The 26,732-nt window shown below is 48.9% G+C and carries 17 protein-coding genes; 7 read left to right on the top strand and 10 right to left on the bottom strand.

The features are described 5' to 3' along the window. Positions 1 to 54: 54 nt before the first annotated feature. The gene (locus EFB08_RS07860) at positions 55 to 1,956 is read left to right on the top strand and encodes an ABC-F family ATP-binding cassette domain-containing protein (RefSeq protein ID WP_123126382.1); all 1,902 of its coding nucleotides are present in this window, start codon (positions 55 to 57) and stop codon (positions 1,954 to 1,956) included. 236 nt (positions 1,957 to 2,192) lie between these two features. On the opposite strand, the gene EFB08_RS07865 is transcribed toward EFB08_RS07860, so the two are convergent. From EFB08_RS07865 to EFB08_RS07880, 4 genes are all read right to left on the bottom strand, one after another. Then, positions 2,193 to 2,873, bottom strand: a complete 681-nt coding sequence (locus EFB08_RS07865) for a hypothetical protein (RefSeq protein ID WP_123126383.1) — start codon at positions 2,871 to 2,873, stop codon at positions 2,193 to 2,195. A 76-nt stretch (positions 2,874 to 2,949) separates the two neighbouring features. Further along, entirely contained in the window at positions 2,950 to 4,173 is a 1,224-nt protein-coding gene (locus tag EFB08_RS07870) for a CaiB/BaiF CoA transferase family protein (RefSeq protein ID WP_123126384.1), read from the bottom strand. A 148-nt stretch (positions 4,174 to 4,321) separates the two neighbouring features. Beyond that, positions 4,322 to 6,688, bottom strand: a complete 2,367-nt coding sequence (locus tag EFB08_RS07875; RefSeq protein WP_125077679.1) for a T9SS type A sorting domain-containing protein — start codon at positions 6,686 to 6,688, stop codon at positions 4,322 to 4,324. A gap of 696 nt (positions 6,689 to 7,384) precedes the next feature. Continuing rightward, positions 7,385 to 10,057: a T9SS type A sorting domain-containing protein gene (locus EFB08_RS07880; protein WP_123126386.1), complete on the bottom strand. Its 2,673-nt coding sequence runs from the start codon at positions 10,055 to 10,057 to the stop codon at positions 7,385 to 7,387. Positions 10,058 to 10,653: 596 nt separating this feature from the next. Between EFB08_RS07880 and EFB08_RS07885 the strand changes: the two genes are divergently transcribed. After that, on the top strand, positions 10,654 to 12,150 hold the full coding sequence (locus tag EFB08_RS07885) for a DEAD/DEAH box helicase (protein WP_227006255.1): 1,497 nt from the start codon (positions 10,654 to 10,656) through the stop codon (positions 12,148 to 12,150). A gap of 94 nt (positions 12,151 to 12,244) precedes the next feature. On the opposite strand, the gene EFB08_RS07890 is transcribed toward EFB08_RS07885, so the two are convergent. The 4 genes from EFB08_RS07890 to EFB08_RS07905 form a co-directional block, all read right to left on the bottom strand. After that, positions 12,245 to 13,183, bottom strand: coding sequence for a 1,4-dihydroxy-2-naphthoate polyprenyltransferase (locus EFB08_RS07890; protein WP_227006256.1), 939 nt, complete (start codon positions 13,181 to 13,183; stop codon positions 12,245 to 12,247). Positions 13,184 to 13,193: 10 nt separating this feature from the next. Further along, positions 13,194 to 13,778, bottom strand: coding sequence for a glutathione peroxidase (locus EFB08_RS07895; RefSeq protein ID WP_123126387.1), 585 nt, complete (start codon positions 13,776 to 13,778; stop codon positions 13,194 to 13,196). A gap of 277 nt (positions 13,779 to 14,055) precedes the next feature. Next, complete coding sequence (argS, locus tag EFB08_RS07900; protein WP_123126388.1) at positions 14,056 to 15,852, bottom strand: arginine--tRNA ligase; 1,797 nt, start codon at positions 15,850 to 15,852, stop codon at positions 14,056 to 14,058. A 7-nt stretch (positions 15,853 to 15,859) separates the two neighbouring features. Next, complete coding sequence (locus EFB08_RS07905) at positions 15,860 to 16,840, bottom strand: arginase (protein ID WP_123126389.1); 981 nt, start codon at positions 16,838 to 16,840, stop codon at positions 15,860 to 15,862. Positions 16,841 to 16,925: 85 nt separating this feature from the next. Between EFB08_RS07905 and EFB08_RS07910 the strand changes: the two genes are divergently transcribed. Next, complete coding sequence (locus tag EFB08_RS07910; protein WP_123126390.1) at positions 16,926 to 18,326, top strand: type III PLP-dependent enzyme domain-containing protein; 1,401 nt, start codon at positions 16,926 to 16,928, stop codon at positions 18,324 to 18,326. A 518-nt stretch (positions 18,327 to 18,844) separates the two neighbouring features. Here the strand turns inward: EFB08_RS07910 and EFB08_RS07915 are convergent. After that, positions 18,845 to 19,384: a D-glycero-alpha-D-manno-heptose-1,7-bisphosphate 7-phosphatase gene (locus tag EFB08_RS07915; protein WP_123126391.1), complete on the bottom strand. Its 540-nt coding sequence runs from the start codon at positions 19,382 to 19,384 to the stop codon at positions 18,845 to 18,847. 129 nt (positions 19,385 to 19,513) lie between these two features. Between EFB08_RS07915 and hemG the strand changes: the two genes are divergently transcribed. The 3 genes from hemG (at position 19,514) to EFB08_RS07930 (ending at position 22,759) form a co-directional block, all read left to right on the top strand. Then, positions 19,514 to 20,857, top strand: coding sequence for a protoporphyrinogen oxidase (hemG, locus tag EFB08_RS07920; RefSeq protein WP_123126392.1), 1,344 nt, complete (start codon positions 19,514 to 19,516; stop codon positions 20,855 to 20,857). A gap of 24 nt (positions 20,858 to 20,881) precedes the next feature. Further along, positions 20,882 to 21,613 (top strand): polyprenol monophosphomannose synthase, encoded by a 732-nt coding sequence (locus EFB08_RS07925; RefSeq protein WP_123126393.1) that lies wholly within the window; start codon positions 20,882 to 20,884, stop codon positions 21,611 to 21,613. A gap of 189 nt (positions 21,614 to 21,802) precedes the next feature. Continuing rightward, complete coding sequence (locus tag EFB08_RS07930; protein ID WP_123126394.1) at positions 21,803 to 22,759, top strand: TerC family protein; 957 nt, start codon at positions 21,803 to 21,805, stop codon at positions 22,757 to 22,759. 170 nt (positions 22,760 to 22,929) lie between these two features. Here EFB08_RS07930 and EFB08_RS07935 read toward each other — a convergent pair whose 3' ends face one another. After that, positions 22,930 to 24,936: a biosynthetic peptidoglycan transglycosylase gene (locus tag EFB08_RS07935; protein WP_123126395.1), complete on the bottom strand. Its 2,007-nt coding sequence runs from the start codon at positions 24,934 to 24,936 to the stop codon at positions 22,930 to 22,932. Between the two features lie 222 nt (positions 24,937 to 25,158). Between EFB08_RS07935 and purB the strand changes: the two genes are divergently transcribed. Continuing rightward, positions 25,159 to 26,511 (top strand): adenylosuccinate lyase, encoded by a 1,353-nt coding sequence (gene purB / locus EFB08_RS07940; RefSeq protein WP_123126396.1) that lies wholly within the window; start codon positions 25,159 to 25,161, stop codon positions 26,509 to 26,511. Positions 26,512 to 26,732: the final 221 nt, after the last annotated feature.

Below are 26,732 nucleotides of genomic sequence, written 5' to 3' on the forward strand. Positions count from 1 at the left end.
TTTTTACCGGAACCGTCTCTGGGATACCCTTTTCTGTTTGCGTACCTTTGCGCCATGAATTACCTTTCAGCTGACTCTATCTCTAAAAGCTACGGCGATCGCTGGCTTTTTCAGAACCTTATATTTGGTATTAACCGAGGCCAACGCATTGCCCTCATCGGCGCCAACGGAGCCGGAAAAACTACCCTTTTGCAAATCTTAGCCGGTACCGTTCCGCCAGATAACGGAACAGTAAGCGTGCGCAAGGGCATCAGGGTGGGTTATTTATGGCAACAGCCCGAGTTCCCCGCCGGAGCCACGGTGCAGGAAGCCATTTTCTCGGGACAGACCGAAGTCCTGGATGCTATCAGAGACTACGAAGCTTGCATTGAAGACCCCAACACCACCGATGCCCGCATGCAGCAGGTGATGGAACGCATGGAAAATCTGCACGCCTGGGAATACGAGGTGCGCACCAAGCAGATTCTGGGCAAACTGGGCATCCAGAACCTGGACGTACAGGTAGAGCACCTTTCCGGCGGACAGAAAAAGCGCGTGGCCATGGCCCGGGTTCTCATTGAAGAACCAGACCTCCTGATTCTGGATGAGCCTACCAACCACTTGGACCTGGAAACCATTGAGTGGTTTGAGAACCTCTTGACCACCGAACAGACCACCCTTCTAATGGTAACCCACGACCGTTACTTCCTGGACCAGGTAGCCAACGAGATCGCGGAACTAGACCGTGGACAGGTCTACACCTACAAAGGCAACTACAGCTATTACGTAGAGAAAAAAGCCGAGCAGGAAGAAGCCAACGCTGCCGAGATGGGAAAGGCCAAGCAATTGCTCAAAAAAGAACTGGAGTGGATGCGCAAGCAGCCCCGTGCCCGAGGCACCAAGTCCAAGTCAAGGGTAGATGCGTTTTATGACTTAAAAGATAAAACCTCGCAAAAAGACACGCGCACTGCCTTGGAACTGTCTGTTAAGAGCACCCGCCAGGGAAACCAGATACTGGAGATTGACCACCTGAGCAAAAGCTTCGGGGACAAAGTGATACTGGATGATTTCAGCTACATCTTCCGGAAGAAGGACCGCGTAGGCATTGTGGGCCCGAACGGTGCCGGCAAAACCACCTTCCTAAACATGCTTACCGGCCGCCTGGCCCCGGACAGCGGCGAAATCATTGCCGGCCAGACCACCGTTTTCGGTTATTACACCCAATCTGAGCTAACCTTCAACGAGAACCAGCGGGTGATTGACGTAGTGAAGGAAGTAGCCGAGGTAGTGGAAACCGGCAACGGCGAAATCATCACGGCCAGTCAGTTCCTGCAACATTTCCAGTTCCCTCCGGCCCAGCAATACACGTTTGTAAGCAAATTGAGCGGTGGCGAGAAACGCAGATTGCAGTTACTGCGCGTCCTTATTAAGAACCCAAACTTTTTGATTTTGGATGAGCCTACCAATGATTTGGACATCCAGACCCTGAACATCCTGGAAGATTTTCTCCTGAACTTCGGTGGCTCGCTGCTCATCGTTTCTCACGACCGTTACTTCATGGACCGTTTGGTAGAGCACCTGTTCGTGTTTGAGGAAAACGGCCAGCTCCGCGACTTTCCGGGAAACTACACAGATTACCGTGAGTGGGCCAAGGAGCGTGAGAACATGAAACTAGATGAGGTGAAACCTATCACTAAAGCCGTTGAACCTGCCGCTTCCATTCCTTCCCCTACTGCCGCTCCGGTAGCAGATGTGACACCTAAACGGAAAGCCTCGTTCAAGGAAAAACAGGAGTATGAACGCCTGGAGAAAGAAATAGAGAACCTGGAAGCCGAGAAAGATGCCTTAGCCGAGGAGATGAATTCCGGTTCTGCCAACCATAAACGTCTGGCAGAATTGGCGCAGCGCATCAAGGACATCAACACCGCCGTGGAAACTAAAACGGAGCGTTGGCTTGAGTTGGCCGAGTTCGTCTAGTTCTCTATATCAGATAGAACCTACAACGGTTTGCTTTGTCGCTGCTTTCTTGAAAACGACCCCAAAGCAGACCGTTGCATTTACAGTTCTCTTGTTTTGGAGCCCATTTTATCAAAACAGCCCCTAAACAAACCGAGTAAAAACAACAAAGCAGATCGGCCTGGAAGAGAAACCCTCCAGGCCGATCTGCTTTGTTATATTTCGGTAAAATAAGACCCGTAACTATTCCGACAAAATCAATACACGTTGGGTTTGCGCTGGTAACTGAATGAGAAGCCTACCTTCTGCGGCGTGCTCACCTGCTGTTCTTCCAGTTTCTGCTTCACAGTTATCTTCCTGATTTCCTCTACATCAGGGGCAATCAGGTCATTGTTCACCGATGCCACCATGGCGCTTTCTATGAAAACGCGCAAGGTTTCTTCTTTGATGACGTTTTTGGCCATGTCATTGTAGGTAAGATCCAGCTGTTTCACGCCTTCCAGGTAGAAGTGGTTTTCTATGTTGATGAGCACCCGGCCCAGCAGGTACCCCGGATCGTTCAGGCGATTATACTTTATAGAGTCGGCCATGAAGTTGTAGGCCATGATGTGCCCGAAGAAACGCCGGCGGAAATCCTCGTCTACGTAGCGGCTTTTCATCAGCTCATGGTCATCCGGCAGGGTGATCACGTTGGAATGCATGATAAACATGAGCAGGTCGCCCGAAAATTTTATGTGGAATTCGAAGTCGTTGACACTCCGGTATTCAATCAATACATTGGAATCTACCTCGCTTATCCGCTTTTTCAGATTCTCGACCAATTCAATAGAGCAGCTTCTGAGTTTTTCAAAGACCTCACGGGTATTCCTGAAAATAGCTTGTTTGGTGCTAGACTTCTGCCGTAACCCTTCAAAAATCGTTTCAATTCTATCTTCCATAGTACACAGTTTCGTAAAGCTTGTTCCTGAGCCTTTCTGGGCAAAGTATTCCTAATAGTACTTTCCGAAGCACCTTTTAGTTTTCTATTTTCTGGTCAGAGGGGAATATCAGCTGGTTTTGGGCTAATTTCTGCAGCTCCTGAGGGGTAAGACGAGCCCGTTCCTGCAGCACCTGCCAAGTATCCTGACCCAGCGCCGGCGGCTCCGAAAGAGACAAAGGTAAGGAATCCTGCCCTGTAAAAGCGACCTGGCGCACTCCCTTTGGTTTCCCTTCCGCATTGAGGAGCAACTGCGGTTGGGCAAGGGGCTGAATTAGCGCTTCAGGAATGGTGTGCACTGCCCCGGCGGGGACGTTTCGCTCCACTAAAGCCGCAAGTAATTCCTCCTGTGGAAAAAAAGCCACTGATTCCCGAAGCTGTAAGTTTAAAGAATCCCGGTTCTGGACCCGCTGGTTGTTTGTTTTATAGGCGGGTTCATCTGCCAATTGGGGCTTGCCTAACACCTGGCACAAAGACTGGAACTGCCGGTCATCACCAACGGCCAGCACCAGCTCTTTGCCATCGGCGGTTTGGAAAATGGTACCGTAGGGCACAATGTTGGGATGCTCAGAACCCATCCGTTCAGGGGCTTTTCCGGCTACCAGGTAGTTGGTGGCCTGGTTGGCCAATGAAGCAATGGCAGCTTTCAGCAAAGACACTTCCACGTAGCACCCCTGGCCTGTTCTTTCTCTTTTGTATAAGCCCGCCAACAGGCCCTCCTTTAGTTGGTGCGCCGCCAGCAGGTCAATCAGGGCAACGGGCATTTTAAGGGGTGGGCCGCCTCTCTCTCCGTTCAGGTACATGAAACCGGCCTCGGCCTGCAGCACGGCATCATAACCGGCCCGCGGCACCTGGCTCCCGTACCCAGTGATATGGCCGTACATGATTTTGGGGTTAATTTGGAAAACCGAGGCATAATCCATCTGCAACTTTTCGGCATCGCCGGGCTTGAAGCTGGCTAGCACGATGTCTGCTTTCGCCAGGATTCTACGCACCACTTCCCGCACCTCACTAGCCGATAGGTCCAGGCAAACCGACTTTTTACCCCAGTTGGCCGAAGCAAAATACGCCGAAACCGATGTGGCTGAATCTTCTGAGGACAGCTTCCAGCGACGGGTCACGTCACCGTGGGTTTTCAGGTTTTCTATTTTGAGCACCTCGGCACCCATCTCGGCGAAGAACTGTCCTACGCTGGGCCCGGCCAGCACACTGGCAAATTCCACAACCGTTAACCCGTGAAAAAGCCCTGTATTTTCGTCCATCCTTTTTGACACTGTTTTCCCAAAAATGGGCAAAAAAAAGGCAATTGAAAATTCCTTGGTCAGAAAGGACCTGAAACAAAAAAGCAGGCAGCGACCAGAAGTCGCTGCCTGCTTAGCATCCTATCAATCCAATTCTACTTTCTTACTCTTATCTTACCACGATGCGTTGGGTGGTGCTGCGCCCGTTTGCTGTCACAGAGAGCATGTAAATACCGGCTCGCAGATTCAACCCGGTCAGGTTCATGTCCACCTGCGAGTCTACGCTGCTCCAATCCTGGCTGTGCAATACTTTGCCGCTCAAATCTGAAAGGCGGATGGTTGCCGCGCCTTGCACCTGCTCAGCGAACCTAATTCCTACCACTCCGCTTGTTACCGGGTTAGGGAACACATTGATGGCTGCCTGACTTGCCGACCCGGCGTTGTGGCTTACCGCAATTACTTTTGAATACTCGAAGGCATTGTCGAAGTCAACCTGCCTAAGGCGATAATACAAGGTACCGGAGGCAGCCGTGCGGTCTGTATAGGCATAGTCTATTAAGGCGGAGGAGTTGCCGTTTCCTTTCACTTCCCCTACTTTCTTGAAGTCTTTGCCGTTGGCGCTGCGCTCAATCTCAAACCGGTCGTTGTTTATTTCAGAGGCAGTGGACCAGGCCAACTCTACGGCTCCGTTGCGGGATACTCCCTCAAACCTGGTCAAGGTTACCGGCAGCGGGTTACCGTTTCCGCAGTCATTGACATAGATTTCTTCTTCTAAGGCGGTACTACCGCAGTCATTGGTCGCAATTACCCTAAAAGTGTAATTCTGTTCCAGCTGGGCTTCTTCCAGTACGGCTACCACGGTCACGAACCCAACTCCCTCGTCCAGGATGATGAATCCTTCGGGCACATCAAAGGAGTACGTTACACCGGCTCTCACCTGCGCTACCCTTATGGTAGCAGGTTCATCGGACAGGTTGCAGACGGAGTCTGGGGCCACCAGCGCCACGGTTGGTTTGGTGCAAGGACCAGTTGGGCAATCTTCCACTTCAACGGGCAGACAAACCGCCTCGGCCCCACAGTTATTTCCGTTGACGGCCACTACGGTTACAAAGAGGGTAGAATCTGGTTTGGCGTTGTTCACAGTTACGTTCACATAGCCATATCCCTGAGAAACCACCTGAAATTCTTCTGGCAAAAAGAACTGATATTTCACTTTACCAGCTGGGTCTCTCTTTTCTACCGCAAACTTATAGATCTTTTCGCCGGAGGCACATACCTCACCAGGAGCCTCTACCTCTAAGTCAGGCTTGGTGCAGGGACTGCAGTTTTCCTTAGGAGTTACCGTTACCGTTGCCTCGCCGGCTTCGCAGAGAGATTTGTTCTTTTTACCACTGCTGGCCACCATGACAGACACTTCACCGGAAGCTGTTCCCGCTTTCACAACCAAGGTGTTGGATTTCTGGCCGGAAACAATGGTCCAGCCAGAAGGCACACTCCAGGCAAAATCATAGGTGCTGTTTTTGCTGTTTCCGTTGCCATTTGCCTTGCTAACCGAGGCTTTAAAGGCCAGCACATCTCCGGAACAGTACTGCGTATTGCCTTCTATGTTCACCGCTATGTCATTGCCCGGCTTCACAGGAAGGGTGGCTACTTTGGTACCGCATTTTGAATGGTTCACGGTTACTTTCATGGTACCGTTTTTCATACCTACCCGCACCTTCACTTTGTTTGTACCCTGGCCACTTACAATTTCCCAGCCTGTGGGCGAATTACCAGCTTGCGCTCTTGGCACATCCCAATCATAAGAAGTGTAGTTGTTTCCGATGCTGTACTCTACAACTTCACCAGGACATGGCTTGGCAGGACCTTCAATGGGTCTTGGCTGCGAATCACTGCAATCTGAGTTGCCGTTGCCGCCATTTCCGTTTCCATTACCTCCGTTACCATTGCCGCCGTTTCCGTTTCCACCGTTACCATTATTGCCATTTCCGTTCCCGCCGTTGCCGTTTCCGTTACCTCCATTTCCGTTGCCATTGCCTCCGTTACCGTTGCCTCCACCATTGCTATTGCTGGTAGAAGAGCAGTTCTGCGGATTTAAGGAGTAGGTTCCTACATTCTGGCCGGCCTTTGCCTGGATGCGTATTCTGCTCATCTTGGAGAAGGCAGAGCTTGGCAGTTCATAGGAGAAAACATCTTCGGCCCCGTTCTTATAGGCCTTGATGGCCTTACCCTCGAACTTTACCGAGTAGAAAGGATTATTAGTTGTGTTCTCGATAGTGTAGGTATATTTCTGGCCCTTTGGGGCGGAAGCTCTCACCCCAGCAGGCAGCTCAAAGGCCACATTGCTTAAATCTTTGTCGCAGTTCACCCTCACCGAAAAGGTCAGGCGCGTGGTGGAAGCGTTCACCGCCGCGGCACTCACCAGCTTGAAGTCAAAGCATTCACCTGAACCGGAACACTGGGCCTGAACTTGAGAAATGAAACCGAAAAGTATAAGCAATAAGGAAGCAGCCCATGAAAGTATAGATCTTTTCATGATAGGATATTTTGGACTGTAAACAGGAATAGGTAAGAGACGCAGGTATTCAATTACCCTGGCAGACAGGGAGGAAGGGAGTAAAAGAGCCAGAATCGGCTGTAAAGCTGTTTATAGCAAAATGCTTATGCAGACTTGTTGTGAAGAGGAAGTAAAATTAGTGCCATAGACTCTTAAACTGTAATGTAAAACCTTAATTATCTTCAATTTTCTACTTACCTTCTATTTAACGATGCCTAATTTTTGCGGTTACACCAAATTGCACTTTCAATTAATAACACAAACAGAAACTAAACTAAATACAAACTTTTCACCTGTTTTCGGCTCATTTTAACCAAAACACTACTTTTTCACCACTATTCTTTTTTCCAAATATATCACTCAACTAATACTGTCTGTATCCTTGCTCCTACATGAAATTACTTCTTCAGCTCTTAAATACATCCAATAAGAAGATCAGTGTTTATACATCCTTATTCATCATATAAAAATCTCTACCAGTTCTAGACACTCCTTTGCTCCCACCTCACAATTCAATCTCTGCCTTACCTCCTACCTTAAGCATCCCTCTTGCCCACAAAACGAATTGAAATTTTCTGCTGGGCTTCAGGATTTGCCACTTACCCAAAAAGACATAAAAAAAGCAGGCAGCAACCAAAGGTTACTGCCTGCCTGCATCCTATCAAACTCTCTTAATTAGCGAACCATGATTCGCTGGGTGGTGCTCTGACCGTTTACATTTACTGTGATCAGGTAAACACCCGCTTTCAGGTTCAGGTTGGTCAGGTTCACCGGCACCTCAGAGGCAACGCTGTTTACATCCTGGGTGTGTAACACTCTGCCGCTCATGTCTACTAGACGAATGGAAGCTTTTCCGTTTACTGGCTCCTGGAAGCGCACGTTCACTTGTCTGTCAGTTACCGGGTTAGGGTACACGCTTATTCCGGCGTTGTTGTTTGCGGTAGCAGCGTGGCTTACGGCAATCACTTTTGAGTACTCAGTTGAGTTGTCAAAGTCAACTTGCTTCAGGCGGTAATACACGGTTCCTGCGGCAGCGGTGCGGTCTGTGTAGGTGTAGTCTACGGTGGCCGAAGAGTTACCTGATCCTTTTACCTGACCTACCATCACGAAGTCTTTTCCGTTAGCGCTGCGCTCAACCTCGAAGCGGTCGTTGTTGATCTCAGAGACAGTGGTCCAAGCCAGGGTTACTGCTCCGCCACGTGATGCACCTTCAAACTTGGTAAGCGATACTGGTAGTGGGTTACCCAAGCCGCAGTCTGCTACAATGATAACTTCCTGGGCTGTTGCTGTACCACATTCGTTTGTGGCGGTTACGGTAATGGTTTGTGGCTGACCTAATTGCTCTTCCTCAAACACCGCTACTACTGTCACGTAATCAGCACCTTCTTCCAGGACAATGAATCCTTCTGGTACGTTGAAGGAGTACGTCACGCCTTCCTGTGGTTGCGCTACTCTGATGGTGGTAGGCTCATCGGCTAGGTTACAGATGGTGTCTGGGGCAACCAGGGCAACTGTTGGTTTCTCGCAAGGAGGAGTAGTTCCGCAGTCTTTCACATTAACTGACAGGCAAACCGCCTCGGCACCGCAGTTAGAAGCATTGATGGCGACTACTGTTACATATAGTGTGGTGTCATACTTCGCTGAATTCACATCTACCTTCACATAGCCGTTTCCGCTTTCTACTACTGTGAATTCTTCTGGCAGGTAGAAGTGGTATTTTACGCCTGTTTTTACATTTTTCACTCTGAAAGTGTACAGGTCATTAGTACTGTGGCACACTTCAGAAGGACCGTCTACTGCTAACTCTGGTTTAGGGCACTGGCCGCAAACTGGGTTTACAGTTACTGGCTGGGTATCGGTTCCGGTTCCGCAGAATTTAGGGTCTTTCTTTTTCTTGGCAGTAACATTCACTCCTACGTTACCGGCGGCAGTTCCTGCTTTCACAATCAATTGGCTTGTTCCCTGGCCAGATACTACTTCCCATCCGGTTGGTACGGCCCACTGGTAGGCATATTCAATATCGCTGCTGTTGTTGTTCTTGCTCCAGGTACTGGTTCCGGCTCCCCCTTTGGTTTTCACATTTCCAGCGCCTGCAACCACTGCATCGAAAGTAAGCACATCGCCTTTGCAGAAAAGAGACTGGCCGGTGATATCTACTTTAAAGGTAGGGCAAGTTGAAGATGTACCGCAGTCTTCTTTGGTTATTACTTCTAAGCCATCTGAAGCAGTACCGCAGTATCCTTTTTTGTAACCGCCTACTCCGTTTCCGTTGTTTCCGTTTCCACTTACCTTTGCGTTGTCGCTAACATACACATTCACTTCTCCGTCTGTTGAACCCGGGATCACTACAATTTTGTCAGTGCCTTGTCCGCTTTGGATGGTCCAGTCTGCAGGAACGGTCCAGTTGAAGATGAACTCGCCTTTTGCATTACCATTGCCGTTGCCATTACCGTTGTTTTTCTTTACAGAAGCAGTGTAGGTTTGGGGTTGCTTCACACAGATAGAAACAGGACCGGCGATGGTTACTTCAAAGCTTTTACCTGGTTTTACCGGCAGTGTGGCTACTTTGGTACCGCAAATAGGATCGTTCACTTTCACTTTCATGGTACCGCTTTTCTGACCAACTCTTACGGTCACACATTTTGTACCCTGACCTGAGATGATCTCCCAGCCTACCGGTGGCTCACCAGCGTGGGCTCTTGGCACATCCCAAACAAAGGAAGTATAGTTACGATCATTTTCGATGCAATAAGTAACGATGTCACCGGCGCAAGGATGCTGATCTCCGATGATAGGTCTTGGCTGAGAGTCGCTGCAGTCTCCCCCTCCGGTGTTTCCACCGCCAGGGTTTCCGCCACCATTGTCACCACCTCCTGAGTTTCCGCCAGGCGCGCAGTTTTTAGGATTGAAGGAGAAAGTACCAACATTCTGGCCGGCCTTTGCCTGGATGCGCATGGAAGTCATCTTACTGAAAGAGGCAGTAGGCAGATCGTAGGTGAATACATCCTCAGCTCCGTTCTTGTAGCCATTGATGCCTTTCCCCTCGAACTTTACCGAGTAGAAAGGATTGTTGGTGGTGTTCTCAACCGTGTAGTTGTATTTCTGGCCTTTAGGGGAAGAGGCTTTCACTCCGGCAGGCAACTCGAAAGCTACGTTGCTCAGGTCTTTGTTGCAGTTTACCTTTACCGAGAAGGTCAGGCGGGTGGTGGAGGCGTTCACTGAAGCGGCACTCACCAGTTTAAAGTCAAAGCATTCTGCGGAGCCCGCACATTGTGCCTGGGCCTGACTAATGAACCCGAAAAGTATAAGCAATAGGGTGCTAGCCCATGAAAGTATAATTTTTTTCATGATAGGAGAAAATAAGAGTGATGTTGGATTTTGAGAAGACGTAATTATCCCGTGCGCCTTAATTTCCTAAGGCAGGGTATAAAAATTTTAAGCAATTATTGCAACCAATAAATGAGTTGCAGTAGCTTAATCTGATTTTACAGGAGAGGAAAGTAGGGTTAGCTTCATAGTTCGTTTTAAGGTTAGCAACTTAGTTATCTTCAATTTCTTTCTATACACGCTTTAACGGGGGGCTTTACTTGCGGTTTCACGCAATTGTATTTTAGAAAAATATTACAAATAGGTTCTTTATATTTTACAATTAAAAATTAAAAATGATGCCCAAAACAGGTAAAATAGGGCTATTTAGCTTCAATTACCTATTTATAAGTATTGTATTCTTACCATTCCTTTCCCAAAAAAGTTTTACCTATAAATTATATATAGTGCAATTTATATACACCTAAATAGGTATATAGAAGTATGTCTTTAAGGGAGCTTTTTGAGTGAGGAAACCAGAAACTAACTGAAACCAATCAAGAGAAAAGGTTATCTTTACAGTACTTATAGAAGTGCCAGCTTCATTCGCTCGCTGGCTTACAAGAAGATACAGAACAATGAGTGTTACATTTGATGATTTCAACCTGCAGTCCGACTTACTGGAAGGTATTCGGTCCATGGGTTACAAACAGGCTACCCCTATCCAGGCACAGGCCATCCCGCATATATTAGAGTCAAAGGATTTAATTGCCTGCGCCCAGACAGGAACCGGTAAAACAGCCGCATTTCTGGTGCCTACCCTCAGCAAAATTACCGAGGCGAGATATGATTTCACCAGCACCCTTATCTTGGTACCTACCCGTGAACTGGCCAAACAGATAGATGACCAGGTGGAAGGCCTCAGCTATTTCACCGGTGCCACCTCTATTGCCATTTACGGGGGGAACAATGCCCAGAACTGGGACCAGCAAAAGAAAGCCCTCACCAGCGGCGCCGATATCATTGTAGCCACCCCGGGCCGTCTTATTGCCCACATGCAGATGGGTTACGTGAAGCTGGACCAGCTTAAATACCTGATTCTGGACGAGGCTGACAAAATGCTGGACATGGGCTTTATGGATGACCTGATGAAAATCATCTCCACCCTTCCTAAAGAGCGCCAAACGCTGATGTTCTCAGCCACCATGCCTCCCAAAATCCGAACCTTTGCAAAGCAGATCCTGCAGGAGCCGGAGGAAATAAGTTTGTCTATTTCCAAGCCGGCCGCCAACATTGACCAACGCATTTACCTGGTGTATGACAACCAGAAACTGCGTGTGTTGCAGCACATCCTGAAAGATGCCCAGATTCAGACCATGATCCTGTTCACTTCCCGCAAGAACGCGGTAAACGAGATTGTGCGCTCCTTGCAGAAAATGGGCTTTGAGGCCGAGGGCATCAGCTCTGACCGTACCCAAGATGAACGCGAAGCCACCTTACAGCGCTTCCGGAACAAGCAACTGCAGGTACTGGTAGCCACCGATGTAATGTCCCGCGGGATTGACGTAGAAGGCATCAGCCACGTAGTGAACTTCGATGTCCCCCAGGACGCCGAGGATTATGTGCACCGCATCGGCCGTACTGCCCGGGCCGAGACCTCTGGTACTGCCATTACCTTCGTAAACGAGCAAGACCAGGAGCGCTTGGTGAAGATAGAGAAACTGATTGAGCGGGAACTCCCAAAATTGCCCTTACCAGAAGGTGTTGGTGAAGGCCCGGCGTTTGATCCCGTAGGCAACAGCAAGCGCAACAACCGCGGAAGAGGTGGAGCACCGGCCGGAAGAGGCGGCAGAAGCGAGGGAAGCCGGCCCGAAGGACGCCGGAAAGAAGGAAGCGGACCCCGTGACAACAACCGGAGAAGAGAAGGAAAACCACGCGGTGAAAAACCTGCCGGAACTACCACCGAAGGCACTGCTCCCCGTCCACCCAGAACTGAAGGCCAGCCTCAGCCACCACGTGCGGAAGGAGAGGAAATAAAGCGCAAGAAAAAGCGCCGCAAGAAACCTGCCCCTTTGAAAACCGCAGAAAGCGGTGGACAAACGCCACAGGCGGCTTCTACTTCCTCAGCGGAATAAATCATTAGTTGAATAAAAAACTCCTCTGTTTTAAGGCTTCTTTTCTAAAAAGGTCCTTAAAACAGGGGAGTTTCTTTTTGCGAGGAATATACTTTTAACGATCCAGCAGCAGGCCAATCCCCAGCAAGACCACAAAGCACAAAGTAGCCAAAGCCATCTGCTTGAGAAGCGGATCCAGTTGCGTAGGTGTCTGGCGGCGTTTCACCTCGCGGCCGTTGTACAGCAGCAACGGCGACGCCCCTAGGAAAAGCCAGGGCCAAAGCGTAGCATTCTCCCGTACCCAAACGAAAATAACCGTACAGGCAATACCGGCCAGCAAGAGAATCCAATGATAGTTGCGCGCCCGCAAAGCCCCCAACCGAACCGGCACCGACCGTTTTCCGGCCAGTTCATCTGACTTCATGTCCCGGATGTTGTTCACGTTCAAAACCGCTGCCGAGAAAAAACCCAGGCTTGAGGCTGGCAACAGCAATTCAGAGAATACCCGCTCGGTCTGCAGAAAGTAGGTACCCAACACTCCTACCCACCCGAAAAAGAAGAAAACCGAAAGATCGCCTAATCCGGCGTAGCCATAGGGTTTGCTTCCGTTTGTGTAACCAATGGCTGCCCAGATGGCCCCCACACCTAGCAGCAGGAAAAACAGGAACAGGTACAGCCCCGAGGTGCCCAAGGCAATCCAAAGTAGTGCTACCCCAGAGACAAGCGCCAAAAGGCTGAACACAATGATAGCCGCTCGCATCTGGCTTGGCGAGATCTGCCCGGCCTGAACGGCTCGTTGCGGACCTTCGCGGTACTGGCTGTCGGCACCGTGTTTCGTATCACCGTAGTCGTTGGCCAGGTTTGAGAGAATCTGGAGAAAGAGCGTGGTCAATACGCAAAGCAGCAGCACGGGCCACCGCGAAAGATGATCTGCGGCAGCCAGAAAACCGCCCATGCCAATGCAGGACAAAGCCAATGGCAAAGTCCTTAATCTGAAAGCAGAAACCCACGTACCCGCGGAAGGCCGTTTAGGTCCCGTTTTTACCAAATCCACTTAAAAACGCTTAGCTGTTGATGTCACGCAGTAACTCCTCGCTCAGGGGAGATACTTTGGAAGGATAGAATTTAAGGACTTTCCCGTCTTCGCTGATGAGGTACTTGCAGAAGTTCCAGGTGGGCGCACTGGCGTTACTGCCGTTGGTTTCTTTGCTGGTCAGCCATTTGTACAGCGGCTGCTGTTCAGTTCCTACCACCGAGGCTTTCTGGAACAGCGGGAACGTCACCCCGAAGTTTTTCTGACAGAACTGGGCTATTTCTTCGTTGGTACCTTTTTCCTGCCCGCCGAAATCATTGGCCGGGAAACCTAGCACCACCACTTTGTCCCCGTGCAGTTTGTGGAGTTTCTCCAGATCTGCGTACTGCGGTGTGTACCCACACTCTGAGGCCACGTTCACGATGAGAACCTTCTTGCCCTTGAACTGCTTCAGGCTGGTGTCTTTTCCGTCGATTGTTTTTAGCGGAATGTCATAGATAGAGGAAGCGGTGGCTGTATTCATAGTGGTTGAGGTTGGTTTCTCCTGCGAAGTGGCGGCCGGCGAAGAGCAAGCCACCATCAGGGATAACGAGAATAGAGATACAAGCTGTAGCATAAGGTTGGTTCGTTATAATGTCGTTAACCAATTTTACTTTAATATGTTCTGGCAGGGGCTTCGCTGTCTGGTTAAAACCGTTTCAATGGCCTTTTTAGGAAAATAGCCTCAAAACAGTTCCTCCCACCTACCACACTTCCTAGTTCCCAGGGCCGGTTGCCTTACCGCAAATTCTCGCACCAGGTTTGTATACGTTTTTTCCGGCAAAAGCAGCCTTCTCGGCAACGGGAATATAAAAGATTCGGAGGCCTTTTAAGAATTCCTCTTCGGCTCCTTATTACATTCTTTCTGGTACGGAGATCCCTAACAAGCCCATTACTTTCTTCAGGGCTTTGGCCACCTGAGCAGACAAAGCAATTCTGAAACTCAACACCTGGGCATCGGTCTCCTGGAAAATAGGAACCTCGGTGTAGAAACGGTTGTAGGCCTTGGCTACGTCAAACGCATACTGCGCGATGATAGATGGGGCATAATTGCGGGCAGCCTCGTCAATAATGGAATCTGCGTAGTTTAGGAGCACTAAAACCTCGCGCTCAGTCTCGTGCAGCGTGGCGACACCCGCAAAAGCCTGGGCCTCGGATGCAATGCCGAGTTCGTTCGCTTTCCGTTGGATTGCCGCGATGCGCGCGTGCGTGTATTGAATGAACGGACCGGTGTTGCCTTTGAAATCGATGGACTCCTCGGGGTTGAAGAGCATCCGTTTCTTGGGATCTACTTTCAGGAGGAAGTATTTGAGCGCGCCCATAGCCAGGGTGTGGTATAGTTTCTGCGCCTCCTCTGGAGAGAAGCCCTCAATCTTGCCCAGTTCATCAGTTTTCTGGCGGGCGGTATCAATCATCTCCTGCACCAGTTCATCGGCGTCTACCACCGTTCCCTCGCGGGACTTCATCTTGCCACTGGGAAGGTCTACCATGCCGTAAGACAAGTGATAGATGCCATTGGCATACGGTTTCTGCAGTTTCTTCAGGATGGCTTTAAGCACCTGGAAATGGTAGTTCTGCTCATCGGCCACCACGTACACAGACTGGTCATAGTGGAAATCCTGGTACTTGAGTTCAGCGGTGCCGAGGTCTTGGGTGATATACACCGAGGTTCCGTCGGCGCGGAGGACTAGTTTCTCGTCCAGGCCTTCCTCGGTGAGGTCAATCCAAACGGAGCCATCGGGTTTCTTAAAGAAAACGCCTTTCTCCAGGCCTTCCTCCACCCGGTCTTTGCCCAGCAGGTACGTCCCGGACTCATAGTAGAACTTATCAAAATCAACCCCGATGTTCTGGTAGGTGGCAGTGAAGCCTTCGTACACCCAGCCGTTCATCTTTTCCCACAGGGCAATGGTGGCAGGATCGTGCTGTTCCCATTTCTGGAGCATTTCCTGGGTTTCAAGCATCAACGGAGCCTGTTTTTTGGCTTGCTCCTTGTCAACGCCCTGGGCTACCAGTTGGTCAATCTCTTGCTTGTAAGCTTTGTCAAACTCCACGTAGTACTTGCCCACCAAGTGATCGCCTTTGATGCCCGAGCTTTGGGGTGTTTCGCCCTGCCCGAATTTCTCATAAGCAATCATGGACTTACAGATGTGGATGCCGCGGTCGTTCACCAGGTTGGCTTTCACCACATCATAGCCGGCGGCTTTCAGGATCTCGGCCACGGAGTAGCCCAGAAAGTTGTTCCGCAAATGGCCCAAGTGCAACGGCTTGTTCGTGTTGGGAGAGGAATATTCTACCACCACTTTCTGTTTTGGGCCTGTTTCCGCTAAATCGGCTCCTAAACCGGCCACCTGCTCGGAGAACTGTTGCAGCCACACGCTGTCCTTGATCTCGATGTTCAGGAAGCCTTTGACTACGTTATAGCCTGCCACCTGTGGGGCTTTCTGGGCCAGGGACTCGCCAAGGGCCTGCCCTATCTGCTCTGGCCCTTTGCCCAACGCCTTGGTGAGCGGGAAGGTAACGAAGGTAAATGTGCCGGCGAACTCCTTTCGGGTAGGCTGTAAGTTGATTTGCTCTGCGGGAAGCGGATGTTGGAAGGTATCTTGTAAGGCCTGGCTCAGGGCCTGGGCAATCTGGGTCTCAAGTTGTTTCATCTGTCAATTAAGCAAGCGACACCGTTTGGGCCTCTTTGGCCAACCGATTCTGAATAGCGTCTGTGGTATGTTCTAAAATTTCGAAGGCGTTTTGCGCCATGGTATTCTCTGCGTCCAACGTAGGGTTTATCTCCACCATCTCAAAGCAAATAACCTTGGGGTGGCTCACCAGGTGGTAGCACAGTTCTTTGGCCTGGGCCACATTCAACCCCACCTCCACCGGGGTACCGGTTCCTTTGGAGAACTTGGAATCCAAGCTGTCTACGTCAAAAGAAACATAGATTAGGTCACAGTCCCGAAGGCGGTTCAGGGCCTCTTCAGCAACCTGCTCAATGCCTTTGGCGATTACCTCTGGATAAGTGAAATTTTTGATGTTGTGCTTGTCAAACAGGTACACCTCGGGCTTTTCATAGCTGCGGGTCACAATGTAGACGATGTGCTGGTGTTTGATCTTGGGCTGGTCTGTGCCCACTTTCTTGAGCGCCTCCCAAAAGAAAACGGTCTCAGGGTCTGGCTCGTTGACTTTACACTCCAGGTTGTCCTCAGACAAAGAGGCAGCCAAGGGCATACCGTGCATGTTCCCGGAGGGCGTAGTGTACGGCGAGTGGATATCGGCGTGGGCATCTACCCAGATCACGCCCAGGGTTTTGTCTGGGAAAGCGGCTTTTATACCAGCAATGGTTCCGCCGGCGTTAGAATGGTCGCCGGCTAGTAGCAGCGGGAACATTCCCAGCTCTAATGTTTGTTCAACAGTGTTACTGATACGTTTGTAGGTCTGCAGCACACTGTCAATATATTTGGCGTGCGGGAACAGATTCTTTTCAAAAAGCACATCGTTGAGATTGGGCACCTCTACTGCCGTGAACCGCTTGAAATAATCTGACTGCTTGTTCAGACACGCGATCTTAAGGGCATCAATCCCTAAACTAGCTCCGCGTGTTCCCGCTCCTAGCTCAGATTTCACTTCTATTAGTCTGATTTTTTTCATGCAAAACGGAAACTAGTTTTTGCAAAGATGGTAAAATACAAGCAATTTCGCACGCTATCCGCACTGGATACCCCTTTACATTATAATGGATAAATACACAGACCTCATACACCAAACCTTTGATTTTCCCACCGAGGAATTCACCGTACATAATAACGAACTCTTTTTCAACGGCATCCCCATGATGGACTTAGTGAAGCAATACGGTACGCCGTTGCGCCTCACGTATTTGCCCAAGATCTCTTCCCAGATCCAGAAGGCAAAGATTCTTTTCAAGGAGTCCATGGAGAAGCTGAACTACCAGGGAACCTACACGTACTGCTACTGCACCAAGTCTTCGCACTTCTCTTTTGTGCTGGAAGAGGCCTTGAAAAACGACATCCACATTGAGACTTCGTCTTCTTTTGACATGCCTATTATCAGGGCGTTATATGAAAAAGGCAAGGTAAGCAAAGACGTGTTTGTGGTGTGCAACGGTTTCAAGCGCGAGCTGTACCGTGACCATATCACCTCCATGATCAACGACGGCTTTAAGAACGTTACCCCGGTTTTAGACCATTTGGGCGAGATTGACCATTACGAGGAGTTTGTTACCGGACCATGCCAGATTGGGATACGGTTGGCCTCTGACGAGGAGCCTAAGTTCCAGTTCTATACCTCGCGCCTGGGCATCAACTACAACGATGTGGTGGACCTCTATAAAACCAAAATAGCGGACAACCCTAAGTTCAAGCTGAAGATGCTTCACTATTTCATCAATACGGGCATCAAGGATACCTCTTACTACTGGTCTGAGCTAAGCCGCTTCGTGCACAAATATTGTGAAATGAAGAAGCTGTGCCCAGACCTAGACACGATTGATATTGGCGGCGGGTTCCCTATCAAAACCTCTATCCAATTCGATTACAATTACCGGTACATGATTGAGGAGATCCTGCGCACCATCCAACGCATCTGCCGCGAGGAAGGCGTGCCGGAGCCCAACATCTTCACTGAGTTCGGGATCTATACCGTGGGGGAAAGCGGCGCGCACGTGTACTCTATTCTGGACACCAAACTCCAGAATGACAAAGAGTTATGGTACATGATTGATGGCTCGTTCATCACCAACCTGCCAGACACTTGGGCCCTGAACCAGCGCTACATTCTGTTTGCCCTCAACAACTGGGACAAAGATTATCAGCGCCTGAACATAGGCGGCCTTACCTGCGACAGCCAGGATTACTATAACTCCGAGATGCACTCATTCCAGGTGTTTTTGCCAAAGATTCAGAAAGAGCAGCCAGAGCCGCAGTATATTGGTTTCTTCCACACGGGAGCCTACCAGGAAAGCCTCAGCGGATACGGCGGAATCAAGCATTGCCTCATTCCGTCACCTAAACACGTTATCATTGACCGTGAGGAAGATGGCACCCTGAAGTCGTGGGTTTTTGCCGAGGAGCAGAATGTAGAATCCATGCTACAAATACTAGGATATAAGGATTAAGAAATATTTCGCCGAAAGGGTAATAATCCTAAACAAAAACCGTAGTTTTGAAGTAGAATACCTTATATGTTGTATAACTAATAATATGAAGAACCTTTTCTTATTCGCTTCAATCTGTGTGTTGGGCTTTGCATCCTGCAAGTCATCTACTTGCCCTGCCTATTCACAAAAATCTGATCGCTCGGTGGAGCAAAAAGTAATGGCTAAAACTGTTGCCAAAGCTCCGGTAAACAACAGAGTGAACGGATAACGTTCTTCTGATCAAGATACCTCTTTTGGAGCCCCGGTAGATTCTCTTTCGGGGCTTTCCTTTTATATTCCATTTGCACCTGTTTGCCCCAACTCATTTTAGGCCATCTCAAATCCTGTTTCTGGGCCTCTTTCCTAAAAAGGCCCAGAAACAGGATTTTTTTTTACCCGATTACGCACTCGGAACAAGTGTACAGTTTTAACCTTAATTTTCTGAAGCCAGGCATAAAGCCAGCGTTGGATTGGTTTAATCAGAATTTCTATCCCGTTTAGACCTCGGCCTGGGAAACAATCCACTGCGCCGCCTCCAATAAATCTTTCTTTTGGAATGGATGGGTGCCTGAGGGATGCGGCCCTACCAGAACTGCCGGTACTCCGCATTTGCCGGCAGCTTTAACATCTCGGGGTTGGTCCCCTACCAGCCAACAGGCGGCAGGGTCCAGGTTATATTTTGCGATGGCTCGTTCCAGCATGAGGCTGTCGGGCTTGCGCAGGAGAGACTCAGAAACCGACGGATGTCCGGGAGCCATGTACAGGTCATCTATGAGTTGGCCGCAGGCATCCTGCAGTTTGGCATGACAGGCCATCACATCTGCTTTGGTGTAAAGGCCTTTGGTAATGCCCGCCTGGTTGGTCACCACAATCAGCAGGTAATGGTGTTGTTTGAGCAGGACTAGGGCTTCAGGCACGCCTGGGCATACGTCAAAATCCTGGGTGCGCCAGGTGTAATCTCCTCTTTCTACGTTCAGTACTCCGTCACGGTCCAGGAAAACGGCTTTCCTTTTCTCGCCAACTTTTGTTCTCTCCATGAGGCAAAAATAAGAGAACCTACGCGCCTTTTGACAGGGAAAATTGATTTTGCTCCAATTTGTATTAAATGAATATAAAACGTGTTGGCCTCTCTTGCGTACGTTAGGGACAACCCACTTCATCCCTACATGCGAGTAGCAATCATTGGCGCAGGAATATCAGGCTTGGCTTTGGCGTATTATCTGCAGAAGCTAGGGGTGCGCTATGACCTTTTCGAAAGCGAGCCTCAGGTGGGGGGTGTCATCAAAAGCGTGCAGCAGGGGGCTTACCAACTGGAGCTGGGCCCCCATTCCTTGCAACTAAACGAAGAACTGCAGGAACTGCTGCAGGAACTGAAACTGGAAGATGAGGTCATCAGGCCGGCTACCAAAACCCAGGACCGGTACATCAGGAAGGACGGGGAGTACTATTGCCTTCCCTCCTCCCCGCGCCGGCTCCTTTTGGATTCTTTCTTCCACTGGCGCACCAAACTGAAGATCACGCAGGAATACAAACTTCCCCCACAGGAAGTACCCGAGGAAACCATCAGCAACTTCTTTAAACGCCGATTTGGCCAGGAGGTAGTAGATTATCTGGTGCAGCCGATGGTGGCAGGGATTTACGGCGGAGACCCCGATAAGCTGCTGCTGGAAAAAACCTTTCCGGCCCTTAAGGAGATGGAGAGAACCCATGGATCGGTGCTAAAAGGACTGGACCTTCTGCAGAATGACAAGCCCAGTAAAACCCTTATCTCCCTTCTGAAAGGCTTACAGTCATTGCCCGAAGCCATTGCCTCTAAACTGGTCTCCCTGCACGTAGACCACAAGGTTGAGATGATCCATAGGGCCAAAGGCAAATACCTGTTAAGCATTCAGCATGATGTGGAAGGCCTCGCCGATGAGGAGTTCGATGCCGTGGTTATCGCCCTGCCGGCCCATGCCGCCGCCGAGTTGCTGGACTATACCACTCCCGGTTTGGCGGCAGCTCTGCACAACGTCTCTTATGCTCCGTTGACCGTAGTCCATACCGCATACCGAAAGCACGCCATCGGGTTCCCTTTGGATGGATTTGGAGCCATGCATCCCCGGAAAGAACAGCCTTTCAGTTGTGGTACCGTTTGGAGCAGTGCCCTCTTCCCCCGCATCTGCCCCGATGACGAGGTTTTGTTTTCTTCTTTTGTGGGCGGTAGCCAGTCCTCTGAGTTCTCACACCTGCCCGCTGCCGAGATCCTGTTACGGGTGCATGAAGAACTCACTCAGAACTATGACATCTCTGCGAATTTGCCTGTTTTCCAACACCTTCACCGCTGGCCAGCCGCGCTGCCCCAGGCAGACATGTTCATCACTGATGTGCACCAACTGGCCCAGATGATGGAGGAAGACCACCTCTATTCCTGCACCAATTGGGTGGCCGGGCCTTCCATCCCAGACTGCGTACGGTATGCGAAACATCTTGCCCAGAAAATATTTTCTCAACGCCCCTCCCTCCAATAAAGCCTTATAGGTTATATTTGGGGGATGAAAGAGTCTGTAGTGGTCATCCCGACCTACAACGAAATTGAAAACATTGAAGCTATTATCCGAAAGGTTCTTTCACTGCCCCATCCTTTTGATCTCCTGATTGTAGACGATAATTCCCCAGACGGTACTGCTGAGGCGGTAATGCGCCTGCAAACTGAATTTCCAGACCGGCTTCTGCTGGAGCAGCGCAAAGGTAAACTTGGCTTAGGCACTGCTTATATTCACGGATTTAAATACGCCCTGAAAGCCGGTTACCAGTACATCTTTGAGATGGACGCCGATTTCTCCCATAACCCCAAAGACCTTATGAGCCTTTACAATACCTGCGCGGTAGAAGGGTATGACATGGCCATCGGGAGTCGGTACAGCAGCGGGGTGAACGTGGTGAACTGGCCCATGAGCCGGGTGCTTCTCTCCTATTTTGCAAGCCGTTACGTGCGCCTGATCACGGGTATGCCCATCCATGACGCCACCGCGGGTTTCAAATGCTACCACCGGCAGATTCTGGAAACCATCAACCTGGACAAAATCCGCTTCATTGGGTATGCATTTCAGATTGAGATGAAGTTCCTGACCTATAAGTATGGGTTCAAGATAAAAGAGGTGCCCATCATCTTCACAGACAGGACCAAGGGCCAATCCAAGATGAGCAAGGGCATCATTCAGGAAGCGTTTCTGGGGGTGATCCAAATGAAAATAGGCAGCTATTTCCGGCAATTTCGGCGCTAAGCGCAGGCTCCTGTTTAGCACCTCTATTTCCGAAAACAGCTCCAAAACAGGAGGGTCTTCCAACCATCTCATGGTTTTGCGGTTGTTTCCGTGTATCTTTCATTTTCTTAATTGGGCCCGTACTCTGTGTTTGCAGTGAAACGACTGCATTTCAAAAGGTAGTAGCCTCCATTAATTTTCTTTATCGCATTGGAAACAAATATCGTCTTTTGGGTTGCGTTCAACGCGTTTGTGCTGCTTTTGCTGGCACTGGATCTCTTCGTATTCCACCGGAAAACCCATGTGGTTAAAATAAAGGAGGCGCTGCTCTGGAGTGCCTTTTGGATTGCCCTTTCCTTAGCCTTCAATGTTGGAATTTACTACTGGAAAGGCAGCGGTCCCGCCCTGGAATTCTTGACGGCTTACCTCATTGAGAAATCATTGAGCGTGGACAACCTCTTTGTGTTCATCCTTATCTTCAACTTTTTTCAGGTACCCCAGAAATACCAGCACAAGATCCTGTTCTGGGGTGTGTTAGGAGCTTTGTTTTTTAGGGCAGTCTTTATTTTGGTAGGTGTTGCCTTGCTGGCCAAATTCCACTTCATCATCTACATTCTAGGGGCTTTCCTGGTGTTTACGGGTATCAAAATGGCGACATCTTCCGGAGAAGAGGATATTGACCCAGAGGCGAACCCGGTAATTAAATTCGTGAGCCGGTACATGCCCGTAACCAAACGGCACTATGAAGGAAACTTCTTTGTGAGACTGGACAAGACCCTTTTCGCCACGCCGCTGTTCCTGGTGCTCATCATGGTGGAAACCACCGATATCGTTTTCGCGGCAGACTCCATCCCGGCTATCCTGGCTATCTCCAAAGACCCGTTTATTGTCTACACGTCCAATGTATTCGCGCTGCTGGGCTTACGGGCGCTGTACTTTGCTTTGGCCGGAATAATGCAGCTGTTCCACTACCTGCACTATGGTTTGTCTCTGATTCTGGTGTTTATCGGATTGAAGCTTATCCTTTCTGATGTTTACCACTTGAACATGGTAGTTGCTTTGGGAGTAGTTGCCTTTATTCTCACCACCTCGGTGATTCTCTCCCTGGTGTTCCCTAAGAAAGAAGGCCCGGTTGTTCCGATGCAGGAACCAGAGGAAGAAGTTTAACTTACCTCTCTGCCTGTATTTCAAGGTAAACCCAGTCTTTGTTTTAAGGTCATTTTAAGGAAAACACCTATAAAACAGATGCAGGATAGAGGCAAGTTATACATCTAATACAAAAGGAAAGGCTCCGCTTCAACATGAAACGGAGCCTTTCCTTTTGATACTAGTTTGGTTTAGAAATCCAGGAGATCTATAGGAGCGAGTTGAAGGGTATCCATCATCTGCACCTGGGTAGTATCTGGTTTCGGGATGATAAAACTTCCTGCCCTGCCGCTTAGGTTCACATACGTGGAGACGTTGGCTGCCTGCGAAGGAGAGATCAAGCCGCGTTTGAGCATGTTCCCGCTGATCAACTTGAAGAAGTAGCGAGGATAAGCACGTAATCCGCCGTAAGCATCGAAATACGTCCTGTACTGCTTTGGCTTGGGGACAATACTGGCAAGGAACAGACTTTCCTCCAGGGTAAGTTGACTTGGTTCTTTTGAAAAGTAAAACCGGGCCGCCTCTTTAATCCCGTACACGTTGGGCCCCCACTCAATGATGTTCAGGTAGACCTCAAACATCCGCTCCTTAGAGGTAAGGTTCAGGTTTTCTATGATCCAAACAATAAGAGCCTCCTCCACCTTACGGGTAATAGTTTTTTTGCGGGTTAAGAAGGCGTTTTTCACTAACTGCATGGAAACCGTACTTCCACCCCGTACAAAAGAATTCTCCTTGATGTTGGTAATCAGTGAGTGCCGGAAAGCTCCCTCATGGAAGCCCTTGTGCGTCAGGAACCGGGGGTCTTCGGCGGTTAAGATGGAATACTTTAGGTGGTTAGGAATTTGGTTGTACGGTGTGAAATTGGGGTTAGAAGGTCCTACCTGGAAGGTTCTTACTACTTTGCCTTTTTCATACACGGTATGCGTGAATTCCTGGTTCAGTTTGCGCAGATCGTTCTGCCCGAAATCAGTGATCTGGAAGTCTCTTGCATCTAAATCAGAGTCAAATTGCAGACTGTCTACCCGCGCCATGTCAACAAAGAAGTTCAGGCGGTACTTGAACGTACCCGTAGCCTTTACGCCTTGAAACGTATCGAACAACCCGGGAGGCAGGGAAGCAAACAAATCATTGGCCGGAATATCGGGTGAATCTATCTTGATGCCAATCTTACGCTTCGGAACGGTTTCATAGGTCACCTGCGGGTAGAAGATGGCTTTGTTGATTCTTACTTCAGACTCTGGTTCCAGCGCATAGTAATGGTCGCCCAACGTCATGACATACTTCATAGCCCCATTCTGCACGGTCACGTTCTCATCCGCTATCTTGGGGTGGTTCAAAATCAATCCATGAGCACTCGACTCGCCTTTGATGGTCAATTGATTATTCTTGTAGACTTTGTCGGTGATGCTGAGGCTTAAGGTATCAAACCGCATGGTGGCACCGAACTTCTGCTGAATGTAAGGCACTTCAATACTACCCGACTGATTATCACCGAAGAATTTAGCAGAAAGCAGGTACTTGTCTGGATCAATCAGCCCCTTAACGAACATAGTATTGGTAACCGACTCGGTGGTGATGGTCATCCTGGCATCGATCTCCCCGTCTTCCACCAGCAAAGTGGGCAATTTCATGTTGATGGTACGTCCATCGTTTTGGAAAAGGACTCCCAGGTTTCTGAAGTTCACGCCATCGGGCACGTTTTCAAACGCCGTCTCTATTAGACGGTTTAACAACGTTCCGTAATTTGAGCGCTTAGCGGTAGAGTCTACGGTAGCGCCGGTAGATTTCTTTTTATAAAGGAAGGAGAAGTTGTCAACGCTATCCTGCTTAAAGGCGGTTATCTCCCCGTTGGCAACATCGAATTGTTTGAACACCATTCTACCTAGGAAAAGAGAACGGAAGCTTACCGTGGCCTCTACGGTATCAATTTGCATGAGCTTGGGCTGACCGATAGGCAACAACCCAATATCTGTTACCAACACGGTATTAAAATCCAGGAACTGGGCATTTCCAATCTGAAGCTTAGCCGGATACTTATTCTCAACTTTCTTGATGACTTTGGCTACCGCAAACTGCAGAATCCTTTCGCGGTTAACCAGGAAAACCACAAAGCCGATGATAAGTATAGAGGCAAACACCCCCGTTCCAATCAAGAACTTCTTTTTGTTCCTGACGAAAAAATCTGTGAATTTTGACAAGGTGTCTTTATAGTTAGTTTATATCTGGAACCTTAACAAGTATTGCTCCAACTTACAAAAGTAACGTAATACCCGATACCTTAAAATGCCAATTAGTGCAACGCGATAAATACGCTGCACCAAGTACAAGGTTTATGTAAAGAAACAATTAAGGGAAGTGTTTAAGTTCATGCACTTAGAGGTTCTGATCTTCCTTCCTATCTTTGGGCAAAATCTGTACCTATGAATTTAAATGCACTTACTGCTATCTCTCCTATAGATGGCCGGTACCGTAGCCAGGTAGCACAACTTGCTAACTACTTTTCTGAATTTGCTCTTATACGATATCGTCTCTTAGTGGAAGTAGAATACTTTATTTCCCTTTGTGAACTTCCGCTTCCGCAGTTAACAGGAATTGACCACAATCTTTTTACCGCCATGCGGAAAATATATGAAGACTTTCCATTGGAAGATGCTCAAAAGATCAAAGAAACCGAGAAGATCACAAACCATGATGTAAAAGCGGTTGAGTACTTCCTGAAAGAAAAATTGGAGGACTTGGGAATAGGCGAAACAAAGGAGTTTGTGCATTTCGGGCTTACCTCGCAGGACATCAACAACACCGCTATCCCGGTTTCCTTGCAAGAAGCCATCAATAAAGAATACCTTCCTCTATTAAACCAAGTTCTAGAGACTTTAAGATTGCTTGCTAACGAATGGAAAGAAATTCCCATGCTCGCCCATACACACGGTCAACCCGCCTCCCCCACTAGATTGGGTAAAGAAATACAGGTATTTGTAGAACGTTTAGAGCAGCAACTCCTATTGCTCCATCAAATACCTTATGCTGGTAAATTCGGAGGGGCCACAGGAAACTTCAATGCTCACTTTGTAGCCTATCCGTCCACCGATTGGGTTGATTTCGGAAATAAGTTCTTACAGGAGAAGTTACACCTTAAAAGAAGCCAAGTAACTACACAGATTGAGCATTACGATCATTTGGCCGCCCTCTTTGATACCATCAAACGGATCAATACCATTCTAATAGATTTCTCCCGAGATATCTGGCAATACATCTCCATGGGTTATTTCAAGCAGAAAATTAAAGAAGGAGAAATCGGTTCGTCTGCCATGCCTCATAAGGTAAACCCAATTGACTTTGAAAATGCAGAAGGAAATTTAGGAATGGCAAATGCGCTATTTGGCTATCTTTCTGAAAAGTTACCAATTTCAAGACTTCAAAGAGACCTAACAGATTCTACAGTTTTAAGGAATATAGGCGTCCCAATTTCTCATTCTTTCCTGGCGCTTAAATCCTTGGAGAAAGGTATTGGAAAACTTCAGTTAAATAAAGAAGCGTTGAATGAACACCTGGAAGAAAACTGGGCAGTAGTGGCAGAAGCGATCCAGACGGTACTTAGAAGAGAAGGGTACCCAGCGCCTTACGAAGCTTTGAAAGGCCTTACCAGAACCAATGAAAAAATTACGGAGAAGACAATTCAGGATTTCATCCAAACCCTTGATGTGACAGATGCTCTTAAAGTAGAATTGAACCAAATCACTCCTTTTACTTACACCGGGGTAACCCTTTTCTAAAGAAAACAAAAGACCTAAACATAAAATAAGAAGGGAGAGCCCAATTAAATAGGCTCTCCCTTCTTATTTTATCTGCAATTTGTTTTGTTAAATACTTATAAACCTAAGAACCCTTTCCGGCAACCCACCCTAACCCTCTCCCCCGGTCCTTCTTAAAACGCCGATCGCCCCACCGTCCTTTCGGAGGGTGGGGCGACTTAAGGTGGGGTTGGCGGCTACCT

The organism is Rufibacter latericius, assembly GCF_003721515.1.
GTDB classification, from domain to species: domain Bacteria; phylum Bacteroidota; class Bacteroidia; order Cytophagales; family Hymenobacteraceae; genus Nibribacter; species Nibribacter latericius.

Bases quoted from the DNA above. Each gene is read 5' to 3' on its own strand.
- EFB08_RS07860 (WP_123126382.1), top strand. From the start codon at position 55: ATGAATTACCTTTCAGCTGACTCTATCTCTAAAAGCTACGGCGATCGC.
- EFB08_RS07865 (WP_123126383.1), bottom strand. From the start codon at position 2,873: ATGGAAGATAGAATTGAAACGATTTTTGAAGGGTTACGGCAGAAGTCT.
- EFB08_RS07870 (WP_123126384.1), bottom strand. From the start codon at position 4,173: ATGGACGAAAATACAGGGCTTTTTCACGGGTTAACGGTTGTGGAATTT.
- EFB08_RS07875 (WP_125077679.1), bottom strand. From the start codon at position 6,688: ATGAAAAGATCTATACTTTCATGGGCTGCTTCCTTATTGCTTATACTT.
- EFB08_RS07880 (WP_123126386.1), bottom strand. From the start codon at position 10,057: ATGAAAAAAATTATACTTTCATGGGCTAGCACCCTATTGCTTATACTT.
- EFB08_RS07885 (WP_227006255.1), top strand. From the start codon at position 10,654: ATGAGTGTTACATTTGATGATTTCAACCTGCAGTCCGACTTACTGGAA.
- EFB08_RS07895 (WP_123126387.1), bottom strand. From the start codon at position 13,778: ATGCTACAGCTTGTATCTCTATTCTCGTTATCCCTGATGGTGGCTTGC.
- argS (WP_123126388.1), bottom strand. From the start codon at position 15,852: ATGAAACAACTTGAGACCCAGATTGCCCAGGCCCTGAGCCAGGCCTTA.
- EFB08_RS07905 (WP_123126389.1), bottom strand. From the start codon at position 16,840: ATGAAAAAAATCAGACTAATAGAAGTGAAATCTGAGCTAGGAGCGGGA.
- EFB08_RS07910 (WP_123126390.1), top strand. From the start codon at position 16,926: ATGGATAAATACACAGACCTCATACACCAAACCTTTGATTTTCCCACC.
- EFB08_RS07915 (WP_123126391.1), bottom strand. From the start codon at position 19,384: ATGGAGAGAACAAAAGTTGGCGAGAAAAGGAAAGCCGTTTTCCTGGAC.
- hemG (WP_123126392.1), top strand. From the start codon at position 19,514: ATGCGAGTAGCAATCATTGGCGCAGGAATATCAGGCTTGGCTTTGGCG.
- EFB08_RS07925 (WP_123126393.1), top strand. From the start codon at position 20,882: ATGAAAGAGTCTGTAGTGGTCATCCCGACCTACAACGAAATTGAAAAC.
- purB (WP_123126396.1), top strand. From the start codon at position 25,159: ATGAATTTAAATGCACTTACTGCTATCTCTCCTATAGATGGCCGGTAC.